This is a genomic window from Denitromonas iodatirespirans (assembly GCF_018524365.1).
Taxonomy (GTDB): Bacteria; Pseudomonadota; Gammaproteobacteria; order Burkholderiales; family Rhodocyclaceae; genus Nitrogeniibacter; species Nitrogeniibacter iodatirespirans.
The window spans coordinates 1-16,333 of record NZ_JAEKFT010000028.1 but is presented as its reverse complement, the minus strand read 5'-3'; the positions used below and the strand labels follow the sequence as shown (position 1 = coordinate 16,333).

The following is a 16,333-nucleotide window of genomic DNA, read 5'->3' as shown; positions in this document are numbered from 1 at the left end:
GTCACCGCCATCGCTTGCCGCAAGACATCTTCATCAAGGACGTCAATCTCATGACAACACTGACTCACGCAACGCTCCCCGAAGAAACGCTTGCCCGCTGGCGGGCCGAGGAAGCGGCCATACGCACCCGCCAAACCTCGAACCAGGAATTATCGGAAAATCCCACATTCCGACGGCAAATATTGCGCGCCGAGCCCAGCCCATCCCCCTCCATCCACAGCACGGAGCACGGAGCCCACCACCATGAATGACGTCATCATCATCGGCGGCAGCTTTGCCGGCCTCGCCGCCGCCCTGCAGCTCGGCCGTGCCCGCCGCAAGGTCACCGTTCTCGATACCGGCCTGCCGCGCAATCGCTTCGCCGGCCATTCGCATGGCCTGCTCGGCCACGATCACAAGCCGCCGCTGGACATTCTGGCCGAGGCGCGGCAGCAGCTGGCGCGCTATCCCGCGATCAAACTGGTCAATGCCCGGGCCGACAGCATCTCCGGCGCCATCGACGATTTCTCCATCCTCACCGGCGATGGCGAAACCGTCAAGGCGCGCCGACTGATCCTGAGTTATGGCGTCGTCGACCAGATACCTGATGTACCGGGCTTTGCCAAAGGCTGGGGCACCTCCATCGTGCCCTGCCCCTATTGCGACGGCTTTGAAGTCGCCGACCAGCATTGGGGGCTCGTCTGGTCCGGCCCGCAATCGCACAATCAGGTCAGGTTGTTCCACGATTGGACCGACAGGTTGACGGTCTTCGCCGACGGTCACGACATTCCACCCGATATCCGGGCCGACCTGGCACAGCGCAACAAACCTGTCGTCGAGGGCCGGATCATCGAGGTGGCACATCGCGAAGGCCATAGCGCCACGCTCCAGCTCGATACCGGCAGCAATGTCGCGGTCGACATCCTGTTCGCGCAGCCGCGCAACAAGCCGTCCACAACCCTCCATGAATCACTGGGTCTCGCCACGGTAGGCACGCCTCTTGGCATCGTCCTCAAGGTTGACGAGCGCCGCGAAACCAGCATGCCCGGCATCTACGCCGCCGGTGACCTCACCAACCCTCTCTTGCCCTCGGTCACCACCGCATCATGGCAAGGCGCAATGGCGGGCATCTTCGCCCAGCAGTCGATGGTGGTTTGAGAGCACAGATTCCCTTTGCCGGTTGCGTCGTCGCTTTGGCATTGGTTCGGCTTTCCCTTGTCTCGATCAAAGGGTAGCTAGTTAAGAGCGAGGAGATGGCATGGCAGAGAAAAATACTTATCAGATCACCGACTGGAATGGTCAAAGCGGGGAGCGCTGGGTCGCCAACCAGGCCCGACTCGACGCCGTGGCAGCAGTGTTCGGCCAGGCCGCGATCGAAGCCGTCGCGCCAGCGACGGGCGAGCGCGTGCTGGACGTCGGCTGCGGCGCGGGCGCGTCGAGTCTGGCTCTGGCCGCCCGCGTCGGTGCGGGGGGACAAGTGCTGGGCGTGGACATATCCGAACCACTGATCGGCCGAGCGCGCGCGCTTGCGCCACAGGACACGTCGGCGCTGTTCCAGGTGGCCGACGCCAGCAGCGCCGAGCTGCCTGAGGGCGCATTCGACATCCTGTTCTCGCGTTTCGGGGTGATGTTCTTCGACGATCCGACAGGGGCGTTCGCCCATATGCGACGCGCGCTCCGGCCGGGCGGACGGGTCGCGTTCGTCTGCTGGCGCGCTGCCGCCGAAAACGACTGGGTGCGCCTGCCAATAAGTGCGCTCAAGGGCATTGTCCCCCCGACCGCGCCGCCCGATCCCGAAGCGCCTGGTCCATTTTCGTTCGGCGACCGGGGGCGGGTGGCTCGCATCCTGGCGGCAGCCGGTTTTACCGATATCGCTATCGAGCCCTTCGATGCTTCCGTCCCTTTCGGCGAGGGCGAGACGCGAGACGCTGCGATCGACGACGCGGTGAAGATGGCGATCGAGGTCGGCCCGCTGTCGCACGCGCTTGCTGATCAGCCCGACGACATCCGCGCCCGCGCCTCGGCGGCGGTTCGTGCCGCCTTCGCGGGCCTCCCCTGCGAGCGGTCGGTGATGATCGACGGCGCGGCGTGGGTCGTCATGGCGCGCAATCCGGCAAGCTGACGGGGATTCACAAGGGAGACGCCCCAGCTCGGTGGAGCGGGGCGTCTTTGGCCGGTCAGATTGATGTCCCTTCTGGCACCCATCAAACGCTCACCAGGAAACCTACAGCAAGGAGTAGCCCCATGACAGCACCAAGTGACGCAACGACTCCCGAAGAAACGCTTACCCGCTGGCGGGACGAAGAAGCCGCCGTACGCGCCCGTCTCCAGACGGCGCCCGGCGTTGTCTCGTCTGCCCATGTTGCCGGGCGCAGCGGGTTGCAGATCTTCCAGGCGCTTCTCGCCGGCGAGATCCCGCCACCACCGATGGCCGCCACGCTCGATTTCACCCTGCTTCACATCGAACGCGGTTTCGCCGTATTCCAGGGACAGCCCCGCTTCAACCACTACAACCCGATGGGCACGGTGCACGGCGGCTGGTTCGCAACCCTGCTCGACAGCGCCATGGGATGTGCCGTGCACTCCACGCTGCCCGCGGGCAAGGCCTACACGACTCTGGAACTGAAACTCAACCTGGTCCGCGCCCTCACCGATGCGGTGCCGCTGGTCCGCGCGGAAGCCCGGCTGGTTCACGGCGGCCGCCAGGTCGCGACCGCCGAAGGCCGGATTGTCGGGCCGGACGGGAAGCTCTACGCCCACGCGAGCACGACGTGTCTGGTCTTTGATCCGGCGATATAGACGATCTGAACAGTGGTGAACAGCAAGAAGGCCCACTCGGGGCCTTCTTCACGTCTGGCATCCAGCCTGGGATGACTCGATCGAACGAGCCCCCGGCCGACAATCAACCCGCCATCACACCTGCATGTTCATGATGTCCTGGTAGGCGGAAACCAGCCGGTTGCGCACCTGGGTCATCTGCTGGAAGCTGAGGTTGGCCTTTTGCAGATTGACCATCACGTCTTGCAAGTTGACGTTGGGGTCGCCGGCCGAGAAGGACTGGGCCATTTGCTGTGCGTCCTGCTGGGCGGCGCTGACGTCGGCCAGCGCGTTCTTGAGCGCGTCGTTGAAGCTCACGCCGTCGGCGGTTTCGGTGGGCGCGGACGCGCTCTTGCCGCCGGCCGCCTGAGTGGCGGTGGCACGCAGTTCGCTCAGTACTTGGTCGATGCCGCGACTGTCCATGAGAATTCCAGCAATTCCTGCTTGATCGGTGGCGTTATATCAGCAAGGCACGTGCCAAGCCGGCGGGTTCAGTCGATAGGGTAGCCCTCTTCGCGGTACTGCTGCAATTTGTAGCGCAGGGTGCGTTCGGAAATCCCCAGTTTTTCAACGGCTTTCTTGCGCGAACCGCCCACGGCCTTGAGCGTGCCGAGGATGTGTTCGCGTTCGAGATCCTTCATGTTGGCGGTGCCGCCCGAGCTTGCCGCGACGACCGGGGCGGCAAGGCTTGCCGGTTCGGCGGCAGATATTGCCGGTGCGCGCGACGCGCCGCTGCCCAGGCACAGGCGCAGAGTGTCGGCGCGGATGACGCCGCCGGTGGCGAGGATCAGCGCGCGCTGCATGGCGTTGTCCAGCTCTCGGGCGTTGCCGGGCCAGGGGTGGGCGCGCATCAGTTCGGCGGCGCCTTCGTCGATGGTGGCATGGCCACCGATGCGTTCGGCGTGGCGGGCCAGGAAGTGGCGCGCCATGGGCAGGATGTCGCCGGGCCGCTCGCGCAGCGCGGGGATCGCCAGGGGGAACACATTGAGCCGGTAGTAGAGGTCTTCGCGGAAGCGGCCGGCGGCCACTTCCGCGGCCATGTCGCGGTTGCTGGTGGCCAGCACGCGCAGGTCGAGCGGCACCGGTTTCTTGCCGCCGACACGCTCGACCTCGCGCTCCTGCAGCACGCGCAAGAGCTTGGCCTGCAGGCTGAGCGGCATTTCGGAGATTTCGTCGAGCAACAAGGTGCCGCCGTCGGCCTGTTCGAACTTGCCGGCCTGGGCGCTGTGGGCGCCGGTGAAGGCGCCTTTCTCGTGGCCGAACAGGGTGGCTTCGAGCAGGTTGTCGGGGATCGCCGCGCAGTTGATGGCGACGAAGGGCTTGGCCTTGCGCTTCGAATGATTGTGGATGTAGCGGGCAAACACTTCCTTGCCGGTGCCGGATTCGCCGGACAGCATCACCGTGGCGTCGGTCTCGGCCACGCGGCCGGCCAGCGCCAGCAGCTCGCGGGTGCGCGGGTCTTCGGCCACGGTGCCGCTGTCGCTCACCGGCACCGAGGCGTAGCGGCGCACATGGGCGTGCAGCACTTCGGGTTCGAAGGGCTTGAGCAGGAAGTCGCAGGCGCCGCCCTGCATGGCGGCCACGGCTTTTTCGACATCGCCGAAGGCGGTCATCAGCATCACCGGCAGTTGCGGCAGGCGGGCGCGGATCTCGCCGAGCAGGGTGAGGCCGTCCATCGGTTCCATTTTCAGGTCGCTGATGACGAGGTTGAACACGTCCTTGCCAAGCGCTTCGAGCGCGGCCGGGCCGCCGTCGACGGCGGTGACGGCATGGCCCTCCAGCTCGAGGATGAGGGTGACCGCGTCGCGCAGGGCGGCGTCGTCTTCGACCAACAGGAGTTTGAGTGGCTCACTCATGGGCGTTCTCTTCGGCAATGTGGCCGGCGGTCAGCGGGACCACCAGCCGGAAACGGGTGCCCTCGCCGGGGTGGGACACCAGGTCGATGTCGCCGCCGTGGGCGCGGGCCACGCCGCGCGCGATGGCCAGGCCCAGCCCGGTGCCTTCGGCGCGCGTGGTGAAAAAGGGTTCGAACAAACGCTCCTGCTGGTCGGCCGAGATGCCGGCGCCGGTGTCTTCGACCACAAAGCTCACCTTCCGCGCGTCGCAGGTGGCCAGCAGGCTGACGCGGCCGCCGGCGGGAGTGAATTGCAGGGCGTTTTCGAGCAGGTTGGTGAGCGCGCCGGCCAGCGCCTTGCGGTCGGCCATCAGCCGGGTGGTGCCGCATTCGCAGGCGTGGGTGAACACGATGTCGCGCTGGCGGGCGATGGGTTCCAGGGTGTGGGTCAGCTCTTCGGTGAGTGCACACACCGGCACCGGTTCGCGGCCCAGGCAATCGCCGCGGGCGAACAGCAGCATGTCGCGGATCAGGCGTTCGAGATGGCGCATGCGCTCGACGGCGCGCTCGGCGATGCGCCCGCGCTCGGATTCGGCCAGCTGCGCCTTGCCGAGCGTGGCGGTGTACAGCAAGGCGGCCGACAGCGGCGTGCGCAGTTGGTGCGCCAGGCCGGCGACCATCTCGCCCATGGCGGCCAGGCGCGCGTTGCGCTCGGCCTCGCGCTGCATGCGGTGGGTGTGGGTCACGTCGTGCATCAGCACGATGCTGCCCTCGCCCGACTCCAGGCTGGTCGACGACAAGGCGATGCGCCGCGCCTCGTCGCCCTCCCCCAGTTTGAGTTCGCCCGGCGTTTCGGTGGGCAGCAGTTGCTGGCCGAGCGTGGCCCAGGCGGTGCCCTCGACCGAGTCGCCGAGCCAGTTCTGCGCCGCGCGGTTGGCCTGCACCACGACGCCCTGCCGGTCGAGCACCAGCACCCCGGCCGGCAGCGCGGTCATCAGCACCGTCAGCCGCTCGTTGAGCTGGGCCACCTGCCCTTGCAGGCCGGCGTAGGCATCGGTCAACTCGGCCGAGGCGCGGTTGAACAGGGCAAAGGCTTCGGCCAGCTGGGCGGCGTCGAGCGACGGCGCGGCGGTCTCGGTCATGGCGGGCTCGTTAGGTAGACGCTTTTCCACAGTGCGAAGCCTACGGGTGGACCTTGAGTTTACAGGCGGCAAATAGGCGGCAAAAACTGCCGCTTATTCTGCCTAAGCTTTTGCGGCGCGGCGCAGACAATGCGTCTCATCCGTCAAAGCGATTCCGTCAAGGACCGACAGCATGGCCACCGCGCAAGAAGCCGCCGCCCCCGGCTCACCGATACAGCAAGTGATCGACAACTTCGTCGCCATGTCGGCACGCCAGAAGCTGGCGCTGATGGCCGCGCTGGCCGCCGGCATCGCGCTGATCGTCGGGGTGCTGCTGTGGAGCAAGTCGGCAGACTACGCCGTGCTGTTCTCCAATCTGGAGGAGCGCGACGGCGGCGCCATCGTGACGGCGCTTCAGCAGCAGAACGTGCCCTACAAGTTCACCCCGGGCGGCGCCGCGATCATGGTGCCGAGCGAGCGGGTGCACGACATCCGCCTGCAGCTGGCCGCCCAGGGCCTGCCGCGCGGCGGCATGGTCGGCTTCGAACTGATGGAGAACCAGAAGCTCGGCGTCTCGCAGTTCCATGAGCAGGTGAACTACCAGCGCGCGCTCGAAGGCGAGCTGGCGCGCACCATCCAGGCCATCGGCTCGGTGGCCAATGCACGCGTGCATCTGGCGATTCCCAAGCGCAGCGCCTTCCTGCGCGACCAGCAAAAACCCACCGCCTCGGTGTTCGTGAACATGCGCGCCGGCCGCGACCTGAACGGGGCCCAGGTGGCCGGCATCGTGCACCTGGTGTCCTCCAGCGTGCCCAACATGGACAACGGCAGCGTCAGCGTGATCGACGAGACCGGCAAGCTGCTCACCAACACCAACGACCCGCTGCGCGCCGCGGGGCTCGATCCGACCCAGCTGCGCTATGTGGATGAACTCGAATCGACCTATGTGCGGCGCATCGAGACGATCCTCGAGCCAATGGTCGGCAAGGGCAACTTCCGCGCCCAGGTAACGGCGGATGTCGACTTCAACCGGGTCGAGCAGACCGATGAGATCTACAAGCCCAACCCCTCGCCGCAGCAGGCCATCCGCTCGCAGCAAACCAGCGAGGTGCTCACCCGCGACCCGGGCGCCCAGGGCGTGCCCGGCGCGCTCAGCAACCAGCCGCCGGTGCCGGCCACCGCGCCGATCACCACGCCCGAAGCCAATGGTGCAGCCACCGGCGCCGACGGCAATGTGCTGACCCGCAACACCAACGCCACCACCAACTACGAGGTGGACCGCAGCATCCAGCACACCAAGCGCGCGATGGGCACCATCCGCCGGCTGTCGGTGGCGGTGGTCATCAACCATCGCACCGTCACCGACAAGAATGGCAAGGAGACGACCGAGGCCCTGTCGGACGAGGAGATCGCCCGCATCAACAACCTGGTGCGCGAGGCCATGGGCTTCAATGCCGAGCGCGGCGACAGCCTCAACGTGGCCAACAGCGCCTTCGCCGCCGGCGCCACCGAGGCCCTGCCCGACTTGCCGCTGTGGAAAGACCCCGAGATGATCGACCTCGGCAAACAGGCACTGCGCTACCTGCTGGTCATCGCCGTGCTGGCCTACGTGGCCTTCGGCGTGATCAAGCCGCTGATGAAGACGCTGGCACCCAAGCCGGCCGGGGAAGAAGCCGGTGGCGCTGCCGCCGCCGGCGAAGGCGAAACCGGCTACGATGAAGAAGGCGCGGAAGTCAGCCTGTCGTCCGGCGCACGTCAGGCCAGCAGCTACGAAGCCAAGCTGGCGCGGGCGCGCGAAACGGCCAAGGACAACCCGAAACTGGTCGCCAATCTGATCAAGGAATGGCTCGGCGCCAACGAGGAGGGACGCAAATGAGCCCGGAAGAAGGACTGGAGAAAAGCGCCCTGCTGCTGCTCTCGCTCGGGTCGGACGAGGCGGCCGAGGTGCTCAAGTTTCTCGGCCCGAAAGAGGTGCAGAAGCTCGGCATGGCGATGGCCAAGCTGCCCTCGCATCCGCGCAGCAAGGTCGAGCCGCTGCTCGACGAGCTCGACGCGCACTGCGACAAGGGCTCGCCGATCGAGGCCGACGAAGAGCAGATCCGCCAGATGCTCACCAAGGCGCTGGGCGACGACCGCGCCGCGCACATCATCTCGCGCGTGCTGCAGGGCTCGGACACCGCCGGCATCGAAAGCCTGAAGTGGATGGACGCGGCCACCGCCGCCGACCTGATCAAGAACGAACACCCGCAGATCATCGCCACCATCCTGGTGCACCTCGAAAACGACCAGGCCGGCGAGATCCTCAAGCACTTCACCGACCGCCTGCGCAACGACGTGCTGCTGCGCATCGCCACGCTCGACGGCGTGCAGCCGGCCGCGCTCAAGGAACTCAACGACACCCTCACCCGCACGCTGTCGGGTACCTCCAACGTCAAGAAGGCCGCCATGGGCGGGGTGCGTCACGCTGCCGACATCCTCAACTTCGTCGGCGCTGCGGCCGAAACGGCGATCATCGACAACGTGCGCGAATACGATCCGGACCTGGCGCAGAAGATCCTCGACGAGATGTTCGTCTTCGACAACCTGATGGACATCGACGACCGCGGCATCCAGACGCTGCTGCGCGAGGTGCAGTCCGACTCCCTGGTGGTCGCGCTCAAGGGCGCCCAGGCCGAGCTGCGCGAGAAGATCTTCAAGAACATGTCGCAACGCGCCGCCGAGATGCTGCGCGAAGACCTCGAATCGCGCGGGCCGGTGCGCCTGTCGGAAGTCGAGGGCGAGCAGAAGGAAATCCTCAAGATCGTGCGCCGCCTCGCCGAGGAAGGCCAGATCATGCTCGGCGGCAAGGGAGGCGACGATGCCTTCGTTTAAGGAATCGCGCGCATGAGCTTTCGCCACCAGGCCGTCGGCGCCTACCGCCGCTGGGAGCCGCCGCGCTTCGATGCGCCCGAGCCCGAGCCGGAACCCGAGGCCGCACCGGTCGACGAGACCCCGCCCGAACCGGCCCCGAGCGCCGAACCCGAGGCGCCGGCCTTCAAGCTGCCCACCGCCGACGAGATCGAGAAGATCCACGACGCCGCCCACAAGGACGGCTACGCCGCCGGCTACGAGGAAGGCACCGCGCGCGGGCGCATGGAAGCGCTGCAACTGCACACCCTGCTCGAAAACCTCGACACCGCCCTCAAGCAGATCGACCAGGACGTGGCCGAGGAGATCGTCGCCCTGGCCATCGAAGTGGCCGGGCAAGTGGTCAAACGCTCGCTGGCCGCCCACCCCGAAGGCATCGTCGACATCGTGCGCGAAGCGCTGCAGCAACTGCCGCAGGCGCGGGCCATGATCCGCGTCCATCCCGACGACGCCGCCCTGCTGCGCGACTATCTCGGCGAGCAGTTCAGCCACCACGAACACCGCATCCTCGAAGACGAATCGCTCACCCGCGGCGGCTGCACCATCGAGGCCGAAGGCGCTACCGTCGACGCCACCGTGCAGACCCGCTGGCGGCGCATCATGGAAACCATGAACGCCGAAGACACCCGCTGGGAGCCCAAGCCCTGATGGAACGCCACACCGACACCTGGCGCCAGGTGCTGGCCGACGGCAAGCGGCTGGCCGCCAGCAACAGCGCCTTCCAGCTCTCCGGCCGGCTCACCCGCATCAACGGCCTGGTGATGGAAGCGGCCGGCCTCAAGCTGCCGCTCGGCTCGGGCTGCCGCATCGTGGTGCCCGGCGGCGGTTCGGTCGAGGCCGAGGTGGTCGGCTTCCATGGCGAGCGCATCTTCATGATGCCGACCGACGACATCTTCGGCCTGGCCCCCGGCGCCCAGGTGCTGCCGATGGAGCCGACCCAGCCCAAGCTGGTGGCCGGCCAGCACACCGCCCCGCGCCGCCGCGCCTCCGACCGCGCCAAGCACCTGCCGATCGACGACTCCCTGCTCGGCCGCGTGGTCGACGGCGCCGGCCGGCCGCTCGACGGGCTCGGCCCGATCACCACCGAAGACACCCGCTCGCTGCAAAGCCGGCCGGTCAACCCGCTGCAGCGCGCCCCGATCAGCCAGTCGCTGGATGTCGGTATCCGCGCCATCAACGCCCTGCTCACCGTCGGCCGCGGCCAGCGCATGGGTCTGTTCGCCGGCTCGGGCGTGGGCAAATCGGTGCTCATCGGCATGATGGCGCGCTACACCCAGGCCGACGTGATCGTGGTCGGGCTGATCGGCGAACGGGGCCGCGAGGTGAAGGAATTCATCGAGCAGAACCTCGGCGCCGAAGGCCGCGCCCGCTCGGTGGTGGTCGCCGCGCCGGCCGACACCAGCCCGCTGATGCGCCTGCAGGGCGCCGCCTATGCCACCACCATCGCCGAGTACTTCCGCGACCAGGGCAAGCAGGTGCTGCTGATCATGGATTCGCTCACCCGCTACGCCATGGCCCAGCGCGAAATCGCCCTGGCCATCGGCGAGCCGCCGGTCACTCGCGGCTACCCGCCCTCGGTGTTCGCCCGCCTCCCCGCGCTGGTCGAACGCGCCGGCAACGGCCCCGAAGAAGGCGGCTCGATCACCGCCTTCTACACCGTGCTGGCCGAAGGCGACGACCAGCAGGACCCGATCGCCGATGCCGCCCGCGCCATTCTCGACGGCCACATCGTGCTGTCGCGTACGCTTGCCGACCAGGGCCACTACCCGGCCATCGACATCGAGCAATCGATCAGCCGCGCCATGCACAATCTGGTCAAACCCGCCCACTTCGAGCAGGTGCGCCGCTTCAAGCTGTTGTTCTCGCGCTACCAGCGCTCGCGCGACCTGATCGCCGTCGGCGCCTACCAGGCCGGCTCCGATCCGGTCCTCGATCAGGCCGTCGAAGCCTATCCCGCGCTGGAGGCCTTTCTCCAGCAAGGCATCGACGAACGCGAGGGATTCGACGGCGCCGTGGCAAATTTGCACGCCCTGTTCGGCAGCGAAGTGTGATATGTATGGGCGACGCCCTTAAAGCGTTTGCCCCCCGAACGTGTTGCCACGCGGCGCGGCATGCCATACGCCGACCGCACATCGGAGAGGAGCCTCGATGAGCAAACCGTTTCCCCTCAAGCCCCTGCTGGATCTGGCCAACAACCGCATGGACGGCGCCGCGCGCCGCCTGGGCGAGCTGATCGCGGGCGAATCCGAAGACTGCCGCAAGCTCGAGCTGCTCGAAAACTATCGCGCCGAGTACCAGCAACGCTTCCAGGAGGCCTGCCGCGAAGGCATCGGCCCCGATGCATGGCGCAATTTCAGCCTGTTCATCGGCAAGCTCGACGATGCCATCGCCGCCCAGCGCGCCGTGGTCGAGCAGGCCCGGCAAAGCACCGCGCACGGCCAGAAGGTGTGGCTCGACCAGCGCAACAAGGTCAAGGCCTTCGACACACTGTCGCAGCGCCATGAGGCCAAAGAAGCGCGCAACGACTTCCGCCGCGAACAGCGCCAGACCGACGAGCACGCCATCAAACAGCACCGCGAGCGCCATTCCGACCACTGAAGCACTGGCACGGGGTTTGCATCTAGTCGCCTGAAACGTCCCTCCAAGGAACATGGCGATGCCGCAAATGGCCCAATCCCCCCTGACCCAGCTGCTCAGCGCCGCCGCGCCGCGCGGCAGTGCCGCCCGCGAGCGCCACGCAGCCGACAACGGCGCCCAGCCCGACGTCTTTTCCCGCACCCTCGATCAGAAGATGAACGCCCCCGAGCGTCCGGCCGAACGCCCGGTCGAGCGCTCCGCCGAGCGTCGCCCTGAGCGCCCGGCCGAGCGCTGCCATCCGGCCCAGTCCCAGGCGCAGCCGCCGGCACGCGCCCCGCAAGCGCCCGCAAAGCCCGCCGCGCCGGCCGAAAGCCGCCGGCCCGAGGCCACCGACACCACGGCGAAATCGCCAGCGCAGGCCCCGGCCGACGCCGCCAGCGACACCTCGGCGAGCGACGCCACCACCGGCACCGCCCCCCAAACCACGGCCACGGCTGCCGCCGATGCCCAGGCCATGGACGCCGAGGCCACGCTCGCCACCGACACCACGGCCGACCCGGCGGCAGCCCTTGCCGGCACACCGGCAGCCCTTGCCGGCACACCGGCAGCGCTTGCCGCCGCCACGGCAAGCCCCGCCGCAGCACCGGTCACCCTGCCCGGCGCCACCACCGCCCCGACTACCGAATCGGGACCGCTTCGCCAGACATCCGCCGAAGGCCTGGCTCTGGCGGCTGGCAAAGGCCAGCCCGGCGCCGCCGCCACCGGCCGCGAACCCGCCACCGGCCTGACTGCCCCGGCCGCCGACGACGCAGCCCCGGTCACCGTGGCCAAGGCCCGCCCCACCAATTTCGCCGAGTTGCTAGCCGCCAACACCGCCGCACGCGGCGAGCGCGGCACGCCCTTGAGCGGCGACACCCCGGCCCTGCCCGGCCAGGCCGGCGCGCCGGGCCTGAACACCGCCATGGCCGGCCTGCACGCGCCCGCCACCGACCGCCCGCAAGCCAGCCAGGCCGCCTTGCCGATTCATGTGAACACGCCGGCCAGCGAGGCCACCTGGGGCGATGCGGTCGGCAACCGGGTGCTGTGGCTGGCCGGGCGCAACGAGAGCAAGGCAGAGCTGATCCTCACCCCGCCGCACCTGGGCAAGCTGGAGATCTCGCTCACCGTGAGCGGCGACACCACCACCGCGCAATTCACCGCCGCCACACCGGCGGCCCGCGAAGCGCTCGAGCAGGCCATGCCGCGCTTGCGAGAAATGCTCGAACAGGCCGGCGTGATGCTGGCCGACAGCAATGTGAACACCGCGCCGCAGGACAACCGCGGCGACACCGGACAGGGATTTCGCCATTCAGGCGGACGTATTTCGGCCGATAACCCTCAGGAAGCTGTGATGTCGCGCAGCGGCCCCTGGCTGCAACGGGGCACAGGACTGATCGACACATTCGCCTGAGGACGAGAAATAGCGGGCTTTGGCTACCGCTATTCCGCGCATCCGGGGTGCAATGCGTGATCGATAATGAACCGGTCGAAATTGGAGATTGACGCATGTCGAAAGCACCCGCCCCGGCAGCAGCGGAAGGCGAAGCCCCCCCGAAGAAGAGCAAGAAGCTGCTGATCATCATCCTCGTGGTGGTTCTGCTGCTGGTGGTCGCCGGCGGCGCCGCGGCCTTTCTGCTGATGAGCAAGAAAAAGGGCGACCATGACGACAACGCGCATGAAGCCGAAGCCCCGAAGCTGACGATGGATACCTCCAAGCCGCCGACCTTCGTCAATCTCGACCCGTTCACGGTGAACCTGGCGCCGGCCGAAGGCAGCCACTATCTGCAAGTGGTGCTGGTGCTCAAAGTGGTCGACCAGACCGTTGCCGATCAGCTCAAGGTCTACATGCCCGAGATCCGCCACGAGGTGAACCTGCTGTTGTCGAGCAAGCTGCCCTCGGAGATCGCCACCGTCGAGGGACGCGAAGCGCTGGCCGACGAGATCATGGTGCGCACCAACTACGTGCTGGGCTTCGACAAACCCAAAGATGCCGACCGCCGCCGCGACAAGGCCCCCTGGGGGCCGATCACCTCGGTGCTGTTCAACTCTCTCATCGTGCAGTAAGCACTCAGGAGCCGCAGACCATGTCATCGGATTTTCTCTCCCAGGACGAAGTCGACGCACTGTTGCGCGGCGTCACCGGGGAAGTCGAGGAATCCCAGGCCGACGATGACGACGGCAGCGGCGTTCGCCCCTACAACCTGGGCACGCAGGAGCGCATCGTGCGTGGGCGCATGCCCACCATGGAGCTCATCAACGAGCGCTTTGCCCGCTACCTGCGCATCGGCCTGTTCAACTACATGCACCGCAACGCCGAGATCTCGGTCGGCACGATCAAGGTCCAGAAATACAGCGAATTCGTGCGCAACCTGGTGGTGCCGACCAACCTCAACCTGGTCACCGCCAAGCCGCTGCGCGGCACCGGGCTGATCGTCTTCGACCCGAACCTGGTGTTCTTGGTGGTGGACAACATGTTCGGCGGCGACGGGCGCTTCCACACCCGGGTCGAGGGGCGCGACTTCACCGCCACCGAGCAGCGCATCATCATGGGCATGCTGAACACCGTGTTTACCGAATACGAGCGCGCCTGGGCGCCGGTGTTCAAGCTCAAGCTCGACTACCTGCGCTCGGAGATGAACTCGCAGTTCGCCAACATCGCCACCCCCTCCGAGATCGTCGTGTCGACCGTGTTCTCGCTCGAACTGGGCGGTGCGCAGGCCGACATGCACATCTGCTTCCCCTACTCCATGCTCGAGCCGATCCGCGAAACGCTCTACTCGACCATGCAGAGCGATCACATCACGCAGGACAAGCGCTGGATCGGCACCATGACCAAGCAGCTGAAGACTGCCGAAGTCAAGCTCACCTGCAATCTCGGGCAAGCCACGGTCACGCTGCGCGACATCGTCAACATGCGCGTCGGCGACGTGATCCCCATCGACGTTGAAGAGATGGTCCGGGCCTATGTCGATAGCGTCCCCGTGCTGGAAGGCCACTACGGCATCCACAACGGGCAGTACGCCGTCAAGGTCGAACGCATGATCTCTTCTGAAGACACCACCGACCCCCTGATAACGGGAGCCAACAATGGCTGACACCGACACCGACGAAAACCAGGTCTCCGACGACGACTGGGCTGCCGCCATGGAAGAGCAGACCGACGCGGAAGCAAAGCCAGCCGAGGACGACGACCCCTGGGCAGCCGCCATGCAGGAACAAGCCGCCGCCGACCTCGCCGCGGCCGCCGCAGAAGGCGAATCGCCCTACCAGGCCAAACCGGCCAGCCAGCTCTTCCCCGATTTCGGCGCAGAGCGCAGCGGCGCGGGCGGCAACAACGACCTCGACATGATCCTCGACATCCCGGTGCAGATCACCGTCGAGCTCGGCCGCACCAAACTATCGATCCGCAACCTGCTGCAACTGGCCCACGGCTCGGTCGTCGAACTCGACGGCCTGGCCGGCGAGCCGATGGACGTGCTGGTCAACGGCACCCTCATCGCCCAGGGTGAAGTGGTTGTCGTGAACGAAAAGTTCGGCATTCGCCTCACCGACATCATCACCCCCGCCGAGCGCATGCGAAAACTGCGCCACTGAGGTAGAGCGTCGGTCGGGTGCCACCAAAAGAGAGATCTGTGCCGAACAGGTGAGATCTTTCTGACGCAGAAAATGAGTGCAAATGCTGAAGGGCTCCAGAGGGAGCCCTTCTTGCTGGGTGATGCGCTGAATTTCGGCGGTTATCGACCCAAACTTGCCCGTCGAGCATTTTCTAAGCGGCCATTCGCCCCAGCAACGGACACGACGGAAGCGGCCGTTCGATTCACCGGAGCGTCTTTGATCGAGTGAGCGGCAGTTTTGAGGTCGGACCGGTCAGCGAGGGTAGGATGGCGCCGTTGGGCCACCGCCCATGAGCAATCGCTGGTCGCCGGGCGCTTTCCAACTATCAATAATTGCAGGGCCGAGTTTCGGATGCTCTCAACACGGGAAATCGCGCGAGCTCAGCTGCAGTGAACTCCATCCGCGAATTTGCGGCCCGCAGCAGCGCGCAGGCCTGACCTCGAGCCTCGGCATAGTTGGGCCGCAGTTTCCACTGGCGCACTTTGCCGATGCTGTCCACAGCCCACAACTCATCCTTGCCTGCAAGGAACCAAATCTTCAGTAGATTGCTGCTATTGCGGCTCAGAGTTGTAACCTTCGTACCATTGAGCGTTGACCATATCTGGATGTCCTGATCACCGGCGGCAATGGCTAGCCGACTGCCATCCTGAGAGAAGGCACTGATTCCAGAACTCACGGGAATCGGCTGGCTTTCCCACGTACTGAGATTCACGAGGTAGCTACGATGGGAATCCACCATATGAGCGAACCTTCCATCGGCTGTCGTGGCGATGACATGCTTGTCGCGCATGAAGTCCGGCTTGCCCCAGAGCTGTGGTGCGCTGCCGATGCGGATAGCCCAGGTTTGCTTCATCCCCTGTTCTGGTGCTAAAAAAGTGTCACCAATGGTGACAGATGGCCATAACCTTTTATCAGTCAGGACGTACTTGCTACCCGATACGAGATCGAATCTGGCGACGCCCTCCTTTACCGTAGCAATGACGGTCTGGCCATCCAGTACCGAGAAAAGGCGGTCGTCCTTGTCCACGGGTTGCTCGGCCACGGGAGATCCATCCGAAACGCGCCAAGTTCGGATGGCTGCAGTGTTTTCTCCCTCCACTAGCGCCCCCGCGAACTGTCCATCACTGGAAAAGGCTAGGTAACGCGGCCACTGACCAGGCAGCGGAATCGACAAGGCGGAGGCAAAGCCAGCGCTGTCGACGGACTGCAGAACTAGCCAGCCTTCCTGACCAACAGCGATGGTCCTGTGATCGTTCGACATGGCGAGCAGACGGCCAGGCCGGGCACTGAGGCGAATGGGCCTGATGGATTCACCGGGGGAGTGTCAGAATTTCTGTGTGTGAGGCGCTCTGAATCGCTTCCTGAGTTGGAAACGCGGTTTTCATTTTAGGCGATGATCCGTGAAGCGGTCCTCGTAGAGGATCGCGAATTGGTTCATCGCCGC

At 66.3% G+C, this 16,333-nt stretch carries 16 protein-coding genes; 12 read left to right on the top strand and 4 right to left on the bottom strand.

Translation table 11 applies throughout. The features are described 5' to 3' along the window. The first annotated feature begins 243 nt into the window (after positions 1–243). The 3 genes from I8J34_RS19365 to I8J34_RS19355 all read left to right on the top strand — a co-directional run bounded on the left by I8J34_RS19365 (position 244) and on the right by I8J34_RS19355 (position 2,778). The gene (locus I8J34_RS19365; RefSeq protein WP_214363283.1) at positions 244–1,137 is read left to right on the top strand and encodes an NAD(P)/FAD-dependent oxidoreductase; all 894 of its coding nucleotides are present in this window, start codon (positions 244–246) and stop codon (positions 1,135–1,137) included. Positions 1,138–1,237: 100 nt separating this feature from the next. Then, on the top strand, positions 1,238–2,101 hold the full coding sequence (locus I8J34_RS19360) for a class I SAM-dependent methyltransferase (RefSeq protein WP_214363282.1): 864 nt from the start codon (positions 1,238–1,240) through the stop codon (positions 2,099–2,101). 122 nt (positions 2,102–2,223) lie between these two features. Further along, positions 2,224–2,778, top strand: coding sequence for a PaaI family thioesterase (locus I8J34_RS19355; RefSeq protein WP_214363281.1), 555 nt, complete (start codon positions 2,224–2,226; stop codon positions 2,776–2,778). A gap of 114 nt (positions 2,779–2,892) precedes the next feature. Here I8J34_RS19355 and fliE read toward each other — a convergent pair whose 3' ends face one another. The 3 genes from fliE to I8J34_RS19340 all read right to left on the bottom strand — a co-directional run bounded on the left by fliE (position 2,893) and on the right by I8J34_RS19340 (position 5,772). After that, positions 2,893–3,219 carry a flagellar hook-basal body complex protein FliE gene (gene fliE, locus I8J34_RS19350; RefSeq protein WP_214363280.1) on the bottom strand — a complete coding sequence of 109 codons (327 nt, stop codon included), beginning with the start codon at positions 3,217–3,219 and terminating at the stop codon, positions 2,893–2,895. 68 nt (positions 3,220–3,287) lie between these two features. Then, complete coding sequence (locus tag I8J34_RS19345; protein WP_214363279.1) at positions 3,288–4,652, bottom strand: sigma-54-dependent transcriptional regulator; 1,365 nt, start codon at positions 4,650–4,652, stop codon at positions 3,288–3,290. After that, positions 4,645–5,772 carry a sensor histidine kinase gene (locus I8J34_RS19340; RefSeq protein WP_214363278.1) on the bottom strand — a complete coding sequence of 376 codons (1,128 nt, stop codon included), beginning with the start codon at positions 5,770–5,772 and terminating at the stop codon, positions 4,645–4,647. Before I8J34_RS19340 ends, I8J34_RS19345 begins: the two co-directional genes overlap by 8 nt. Before the next feature lie 172 nt (positions 5,773–5,944). Here I8J34_RS19340 and fliF point away from each other — a divergent pair, with 172 nt between their 5' ends. From fliF to fliN, 9 genes are all read left to right on the top strand, one after another. After that, positions 5,945–7,627 carry a flagellar basal-body MS-ring/collar protein FliF gene (fliF, locus tag I8J34_RS19335; protein ID WP_214363277.1) on the top strand — a complete coding sequence of 561 codons (1,683 nt, stop codon included), beginning with the start codon at positions 5,945–5,947 and terminating at the stop codon, positions 7,625–7,627. After that, positions 7,624–8,622 (top strand): flagellar motor switch protein FliG, encoded by a 999-nt coding sequence (fliG, locus tag I8J34_RS19330; protein ID WP_230411919.1) that lies wholly within the window; start codon positions 7,624–7,626, stop codon positions 8,620–8,622. The genes fliF and fliG overlap by 4 nt, the downstream gene beginning before the upstream one ends. Before the next feature lie 12 nt (positions 8,623–8,634). Beyond that, a complete protein-coding gene (locus tag I8J34_RS19325; RefSeq protein WP_214363275.1) occupies positions 8,635–9,306 on the top strand; it encodes a flagellar assembly protein FliH in 672 nt (223 codons plus the stop codon). Then, positions 9,306–10,709, top strand: coding sequence for a flagellar protein export ATPase FliI (gene fliI, locus I8J34_RS19320; RefSeq protein ID WP_214363274.1), 1,404 nt, complete (start codon positions 9,306–9,308; stop codon positions 10,707–10,709). Before I8J34_RS19325 ends, fliI begins: the two co-directional genes overlap by 1 nt. 97 nt (positions 10,710–10,806) lie before the next feature. Continuing rightward, entirely contained in the window at positions 10,807–11,256 is a 450-nt protein-coding gene (fliJ, locus tag I8J34_RS19315; RefSeq protein ID WP_214363273.1) for a flagellar export protein FliJ, read from the top strand. A gap of 67 nt (positions 11,257–11,323) precedes the next feature. After that, positions 11,324–12,685, top strand: coding sequence for a flagellar hook-length control protein FliK (locus I8J34_RS24860; RefSeq protein WP_214363272.1), 1,362 nt, complete (start codon positions 11,324–11,326; stop codon positions 12,683–12,685). A gap of 95 nt (positions 12,686–12,780) precedes the next feature. Next, entirely contained in the window at positions 12,781–13,338 is a 558-nt protein-coding gene (locus I8J34_RS19305; RefSeq protein WP_214363271.1) for a flagellar basal body-associated FliL family protein, read from the top strand. Between the two features lie 20 nt (positions 13,339–13,358). Next, positions 13,359–14,369, top strand: a complete 1,011-nt coding sequence (fliM, locus tag I8J34_RS19300; RefSeq protein ID WP_214363270.1) for a flagellar motor switch protein FliM — start codon at positions 13,359–13,361, stop codon at positions 14,367–14,369. After that, positions 14,362–14,868: a flagellar motor switch protein FliN gene (fliN, locus tag I8J34_RS19295; RefSeq protein WP_214363269.1), complete on the top strand. Its 507-nt coding sequence runs from the start codon at positions 14,362–14,364 to the stop codon at positions 14,866–14,868. Before fliM ends, fliN begins: the two co-directional genes overlap by 8 nt. A 346-nt stretch (positions 14,869–15,214) precedes the next feature. Here the strand turns inward: fliN and I8J34_RS19290 are convergent, their stop codons facing one another. Continuing rightward, positions 15,215–15,916: a hypothetical protein gene (locus tag I8J34_RS19290; protein WP_214363268.1), complete on the bottom strand. Its 702-nt coding sequence runs from the start codon at positions 15,914–15,916 to the stop codon at positions 15,215–15,217. Positions 15,917–16,333: the final 417 nt, after the last annotated feature.

Bases quoted from the DNA above. Each gene is read 5' to 3' on its own strand.
- I8J34_RS19365 (WP_214363283.1), top strand. From the start codon at position 244: ATGAATGACGTCATCATCATCGGCGGCAGCTTTGCCGGCCTCGCCGCC.
- I8J34_RS19360 (WP_214363282.1), top strand. From the start codon at position 1,238: ATGGCAGAGAAAAATACTTATCAGATCACCGACTGGAATGGTCAAAGC.
- I8J34_RS19355 (WP_214363281.1), top strand. From the start codon at position 2,224: ATGACAGCACCAAGTGACGCAACGACTCCCGAAGAAACGCTTACCCGC.
- fliE (WP_214363280.1), bottom strand. From the start codon at position 3,219: ATGGACAGTCGCGGCATCGACCAAGTACTGAGCGAACTGCGTGCCACC.
- I8J34_RS19345 (WP_214363279.1), bottom strand. From the start codon at position 4,652: ATGAGTGAGCCACTCAAACTCCTGTTGGTCGAAGACGACGCCGCCCTG.
- I8J34_RS19340 (WP_214363278.1), bottom strand. From the start codon at position 5,772: ATGACCGAGACCGCCGCGCCGTCGCTCGACGCCGCCCAGCTGGCCGAA.
- fliF (WP_214363277.1), top strand. From the start codon at position 5,945: ATGGCCACCGCGCAAGAAGCCGCCGCCCCCGGCTCACCGATACAGCAA.
- fliG (WP_230411919.1), top strand. From the start codon at position 7,624: ATGAGCCCGGAAGAAGGACTGGAGAAAAGCGCCCTGCTGCTGCTCTCG.
- I8J34_RS19325 (WP_214363275.1), top strand. From the start codon at position 8,635: ATGAGCTTTCGCCACCAGGCCGTCGGCGCCTACCGCCGCTGGGAGCCG.
- fliI (WP_214363274.1), top strand. From the start codon at position 9,306: ATGGAACGCCACACCGACACCTGGCGCCAGGTGCTGGCCGACGGCAAG.
- fliJ (WP_214363273.1), top strand. From the start codon at position 10,807: ATGAGCAAACCGTTTCCCCTCAAGCCCCTGCTGGATCTGGCCAACAAC.
- I8J34_RS24860 (WP_214363272.1), top strand. From the start codon at position 11,324: ATGGCCCAATCCCCCCTGACCCAGCTGCTCAGCGCCGCCGCGCCGCGC.
- I8J34_RS19305 (WP_214363271.1), top strand. From the start codon at position 12,781: ATGTCGAAAGCACCCGCCCCGGCAGCAGCGGAAGGCGAAGCCCCCCCG.
- fliM (WP_214363270.1), top strand. From the start codon at position 13,359: ATGTCATCGGATTTTCTCTCCCAGGACGAAGTCGACGCACTGTTGCGC.
- fliN (WP_214363269.1), top strand. From the start codon at position 14,362: ATGGCTGACACCGACACCGACGAAAACCAGGTCTCCGACGACGACTGG.